The organism is Rhodopirellula maiorica SM1, from assembly GCF_000346295.1.
Classification (GTDB): Bacteria; Planctomycetota; Planctomycetia; order Pirellulales; family Pirellulaceae; genus Novipirellula; species Novipirellula maiorica.
The window spans coordinates 1-1,577 of sequence record NZ_ANOG01000906.1; the positions used below are offsets into that span (position 1 = coordinate 1).

Sequence of the window (1,577 nt, forward strand, 5' to 3'; positions counted from 1 at the left end):
GTCAACGCAATACGGGATCACGATGTCTTTGTCGCTTGCCACCGCCGCGGGCAACGCATGCCGCGTCCGCACTTCGTCACGAATATCGACGTACCACATCACACATCTGGCTGCTTCGTATTCAGCCATTCGCATCACGCGGTCGGTGATCTGTTGGCTGGCCGCGTTTTTATCAGCCAGAGCTTTCCTCGCGGCGTGGGCCGCTTTGCGGATCTGCTGTTTCTTTTCCGAGAATGCGTCTTGGCTCATAACAACTAAGTTTAATCCGGGGATTCATGGCACGATCAACGAACGATCGGAATCGTCTCGAAGGGCTCATCATGGGAATGTCATTCTGTGACGTATACGCTACAGCGAATTAAATTTCTCTGCTGCGTCGTCCCAAGCAGACGGGTTTTGGGGATCAAACTGCTTGGTGCCGAAGCTGGTTCGGATCAATTCGCGAGCTTCGACGACCGAGCCAAGATGCCCTGTCCCCATCATTTGGACCGCGACGTTACCAGCCGCAGTCGCTTCGACCGGTCCGGCCACCACAATTCGATTACAGGCGTCCGCAGTCATTTGGCAAAGTAGTTCGTTTTGCGACCCGCCACCGACGATGTGGATGACCTCAATTCGATTGCCCACCAAGGTTTCTAGCATTTCCAAGCAAGCGCGATAGCGAAGCGCCAACCCCTCGAGAGCTCCGCGATACAGCACCCCGTTGCTTTCGGGCGTCTTTTGCCCAGTGCGTCCGGCGTAACTCACAATCGCATCCACCATGTCGGTCGGCGCTACGAAGGCCTCGTCATCGGGATTGATCAGCAGTTCGAATGGTTTCGCCGCCAATGCACGCTCGACCATCGTGTCCCATGACTCGGCCGCCTGGCGACGCTCGAGTGATTTGCGAATCTGCTGGAAAATCCACAATCCTCCGATGTTCTTCAGCAGCCGGGTGCTGCCTTGAATGCCGCCTTCGTTGGTAAAGTTCAGCTCGGCGCAGGTTTCGTTAATCATTGGCCGATTCAACTCGCATCCCATCAACGACCACGTTCCCGAGCTGATGTAGCACCAGTTTGGTTTCTCCGACGCAAAGTCATTGACGGGGACTGCAATCACGGCCGACGCCGTGTCGTGCGTGGCGGGAACGATCACCGGGACGTTGTCGAGACCCGTCAATGCGGCGACCGAAGGTTGGACGACGCCAAGCTGGCTGCCGGGCTCCACAACGTCTCGGAATATCTTGCTAGGCAATTTAAAGCGAGATATCAGCTCGCTGGACCATTTGCGTGTGCGAGGATCAAGCAATTGAGTGGTCGACGCGTTGGTCGCTTCGATACTGCGTTGTCCGGACAACAACCAATGAAAAAAATCGCCCATCATCAGAAATCCGTCGGCGATTTCGAGCGAAGGTTCGCCCGCTAATCGAGCCGAGACCAATTGGTACAGCGTATTGATCTCCATGAATTGCAGCCCTGTCACCTCGAAAATCTCTTTTCGGGGAACGATTTCCCAGGCACGCTGCATCATCCCTCGTGTGCGGGGATCGCGGTAGTGACGGACCGGGCCGGTCATCTGGTCCTGGTCGTCGACCAAAA

General features: G+C 55.9%; 2 protein-coding genes. Both read right to left on the minus strand.

The features are described 5' to 3' along the window. The coding region (locus tag RMSM_RS28795) for a 5-formyltetrahydrofolate cyclo-ligase (protein ID WP_040769918.1) at positions 1–249 on the minus strand (249 nt) is incomplete at its 3' end. Between the two features lie 99 nt (positions 250–348). Next, positions 349–1,577 (minus strand): rhamnulokinase (locus RMSM_RS28800; RefSeq protein ID WP_040769920.1); only part of this gene is annotated, 1,229 nt, incomplete at its 5' end.